Below are 4,045 nucleotides of genomic sequence, written 5' to 3' on the forward strand. Positions count from 1 at the left end.
TCTCCTGATCCGCTGCAATCCTCAGCAGGGCGACTATAACTTCTACTGCTTCTGCTATGTCTCCAAATGGCTGGATCAGCACATCGAGGAAGCCCGCAAGGATATTCGTTTCATTGACAGCGGCTACAATGAGCTTTTCAGGCTTCCCGATGGAGAGCAGATTACAGTTACTCTGTCTACTGATGAGAAGCTGGATAGAACCTGCCGCTATATTGATGAAACCCATCTTGAAGTGGGGCGCAGCATTTATCATATCTGCGAGTTTGCGGAGCGCATGGAACGCAACGGGAACACATATGCGCCAAAGGAGCCGCCGCTACCGCCAAAGTGTTTGACGCTTCTGCCCTCAAGCGGGGACATCATCGAAGTCACTCGTTATGAAAAGGGATATAGACCTATCCGAAAAAGAGAAGCCTTTGAAACACAGGGTGGGAGAGAGCTGTTTGTGGATACCTCAAACAAGAGAATGGGTGTGACAAAGGCTCAGGAAGCCGCTATGCTGGCAGGCTCCCTGTTTGGCTGGGATACCCCTGCCGCAAGACCGAAGAACTATGATGAAAACGGAAAGGCAATCAAGCAGAAAGACCGAGAACGATAAAGGAGGTGTACGCCGATGGCTCGAAAGTATGACCTTATTTCGGAGATCTACAACCGAACCGCAAAAAGGGTGTCTGGCAACCCTGAGAGTTGGCAGCAGTTTTTGAACTCTGCTTGCAGGAACTTCAAGCTCCGTTTCGATGAGCAGCTTCTGATCTTTGCCCAGCGTCCTGATGCTACTGCCGTTCTGGAAATTGAGCGGTGGAACGAGGGCTTTGGCAGATGGGTAAACAGAGGAGCAAGGGGCATTGCTGTTTTTGAGGACAGCGACCGCAGCCGCCAGCGACTCAAGCACTATTTCGATATTTCCGATACGCATCCCAGCGGGTATTCCCGCCCTGTCCCTATCTGGCAGATGAAGCCAGAGTATGAAGCTGAGGTCATCGAGACCTTGGAGAGTACCTTCGGGACTCTTACCGAAAAGGACACTCTGGAAGCCGCCATTCTGAGCGCTGCAAAAAACGCCGTTGAGGACAATATTCCTGATTATGTGGGAGATCTGCTTTATACGGTGGAAAACAGCTTTCTGGAGGAGCTGGACGAGGATATGGTGGCGGCGATGTACCGAAAAGTGGTTCGGAACAGCGTCGCCTATATGCTGATGAGCCGTCTGGGACTTGACACCGGAGACTACTTTGAACGCAGCGGTTTTGAAGATATTATCAACTTCAATACGGGAGATACCCTGAACGCTCTTGGGTTTGCCACCAGCGATATAGCGGAGATGGCGCTGACGGAGATTGCCCGAACCATCCATGCGTTGGACAAGGAAAATCGCATAATTGCGGGACGAGAGCAGGGCGGCTACAATGAAGCTGCAACAATTTCAGAAGAAAGGGGTTCTGAACATGAACGAAATCACTTACACGAGACAGGGGGACTACGAGCTTCCGAACCTGACGCTGCCGGAGCAGCCGGAGGTGTCGCTGGGCAGGTACGCCAATCTGAGAAGAAAGTACCTGAAGGAGCATCATCGAGTCCTGTACTACAATCTGCTGACGCAGGGGAAGCTCACAGAACATCTGGCAGAAGTTCAGCGCAGAGCGATTTCGATGGAGGAGAAGCTCGTTTTCCAGATGAGAGAGAAGCAGGGCGTGACGGAGAGCCTGAAAGAGGCGGATTTTCTGGCTTGGGTGAGGAAGATGAACAATCTGAGGAACGCAGCGCAGGAGATCATATTGGAGGAAGTGGTCTACGCCTAAACTGGCATGAGCGTTCTGACGAGGACAAGAGTATTCCTTTCCTCGGTTCTGACTATGATGTGAATGCCATTCTGCTGGCAACACCGCACCTGAAAAAATCTAAGGCGCTCATTCGTGACTTTCTCGAAAGTCAGCCGGACGACCATGCCCGAACAGAGTTCATCAAGGAGTGCTTCAATAACGACTATACCGAGGTAATCCTTGATGACGGGCGCAGAATGGGCTATAAGACCTATGAGAATGTGCTGCATCTGTGGGAGGGCAGTTATCTGAGCCGCACGAAACAGGCATACTATGATTGGGGTGTAGTTGCCGCCCACTTTGAGGGATTGAGACTTTTGGGAGAGCTTCAGGACAACATGAAACCACTCCCGTCTATGGAAGGACAACAGGAATTGATTGCTTCGGCAGAGGAGAAATCCTCTGCCTTTTCCTTTTCACAGGAGATCATCGACGCTGTTCTCACTCGTGGGAGCGGTGTCTCTGAGGGGAAAATGCGAATCTATGAGCAGTTTCAAAAGAGCCTGTCCGCAAAGGAAAATGTCGATTTTCTCAAAGATGAGTACGGTTGGGGCGGCTCCTATCCCGTCATAGTTGGTACTGGAATTGACGAGCAGCACGATGGCAAGGGAATCACCCTGCAAAGAGGCTTCGGGGAGAACAATCCCCGCATTACCCTGAACTGGAATAAGGTCGAAAAGCGTATAGCCGAGCTGATCCGCATGGATAGATACCTGAACCCCAAGGAAGTGGAGCTTTACCCTGCGTGGCTTGCCAAGCAGGAAGAACGCAGGCAGGAGCAGCAGGAGCGTCAAGCCGTTCGTGAGGTTTTGGACACAGCGCCACCGGCAAAGGAGCCTGATGAAGCTACTCACTACGAGTACCATCTGGGCGACAAGGTTTACTTCGGCGCTGATGAGTTTGAAATCCTGTCGCTGGCTGGTGACAGGGTTTTGCTTTATGACACCAAGTTTCCCCTGTTCCAGCGAGAGGAGACAAGAGCCGATTTTGAGCGAAAGGTGCAGGAGAACCCCCTTAACGACCATTTGAAGGTGCGAGACAGTGAAAGTTTAACCGTACCATCGGGCGTACAGAAAGAAGAGAGTTCAGAAATCAATGACCGTTTCCATGTAGTGGAGCTGGACAGGGGTTATCAGACCGCCTATGGCATCTGGGACGATGAACAGGAGGCTCAATATGTAGATGATGAGGGCGTCAGCGAGGAGTTCCTGAGCGAGTGGGAAGCCAATGCCTATGCAGAGAGGCTCAATACCGCTTGGAGGGAGCAGCCTGTTCAGGAAAAGCCCTCTCAGATTCAGGAATACGACCGGATAAAGGTAGAGAATCTCACCAGTGTTCTGTTGTACCAGAGCGGCGAAACCTTTGTGGCTTATCACGAGGACGCAAGAGTGCTTGGGGACTGTCTGGGGATTGCTCCGTCAACACAGGAGTTGGCAGAAACCTTAGAAGCTCCCATACAGATTCCAAGCGACCGCTTGCAGCTTTTCATCAACCTGTTAAATGACAGGGGCATTGATGTAGCTGTTTCGACCATTGAGGACGGGGAGCGGGTTACAAGAAACATCATTTCCACCAGTAAAGATGACCCCGTAGAGTCTCAGCCGGTGGGAAGGATTGAGTATCTCGGTTCAAACGGTGAGGTTGGGGAGAGCATCGAATACACCAACGAGTATTCATTCCTGAAAGACATTAAGGAGGAAAACTTCTACGGCTCCCCGATGAGCATAGTGCTTTATCGAAACAGGAGCGGGGAGACAATTTCTCAGGACTTCCTTTCCCAGCTTGACCCGCCGCCGCAGGGATTTAAGGTTGAGGACTTTGTTCCGAATCCTGAGCGACTGATGGAGCAGGCAAAGAACCTGATTAACAATTTTTGCGTTGATGAGTACAGCTCAGAGGCTGACTTTTCAGATCTGACGAGAGTAGGAATTGCCTACACGACCATTACAGACAAGGAGCTGGAGGTTCAGGTCGAGGTTGATCTTGTCCACTTCCAAATCAAAACCTTAGTTGAAAATCAGGTCGTGCGCTTTACGGAGTTCAAGAGCCTTGAGGATATGGTGGAGCATGGCTTGACCGGACTGAGCTTTGATGACCTTGTATCTGTACCGGATAGGCTGCTTACCCACTTTCTTGAGGAAGAACCACAAGAGCCGGACGAGTTTGAGGACATCGACCCTGAGCTTATCCGTATGCAGCTTGAGAGCGATGAACCAAGCCCCTTT

Annotated in this window: 1 protein-coding gene and 2 pseudogenes; all 3 read left to right on the forward strand. The window is 51.1% G+C overall.

The genetic code is table 11. From position 1 onward, the window contains the following. Positions 1-598 (forward strand): annotated as a pseudogene (locus D1841_RS16625) (hypothetical protein); the annotation flags it as partial. A gap of 847 nt (positions 599-1,445) precedes the next feature. After that, on the forward strand, positions 1,446-1,799 hold the full coding sequence (locus D1841_RS16630; protein ID WP_160641631.1) for a TnpV protein: 354 nt from the start codon (positions 1,446-1,448) through the stop codon (positions 1,797-1,799). Then, positions 1,727-4,045 (forward strand): annotated as a pseudogene (locus D1841_RS16635) (helicase); the annotation flags it as partial. The gene D1841_RS16630 and the pseudogene D1841_RS16635, both read left to right, overlap by 73 nt.

This window comes from Neglectibacter sp. X4 (genome assembly GCF_009917365.1).
Classification (GTDB): Bacteria; Bacillota; Clostridia; order Oscillospirales; family Acutalibacteraceae; genus Acutalibacter.

Excerpts from the sequence above, each read along its gene's own strand:
- D1841_RS16630 (WP_160641631.1), top strand. The coding sequence starts at position 1,446 with ATGAACGAAATCACTTACACGAGACAGGGGGACTACGAGCTTCCGAAC.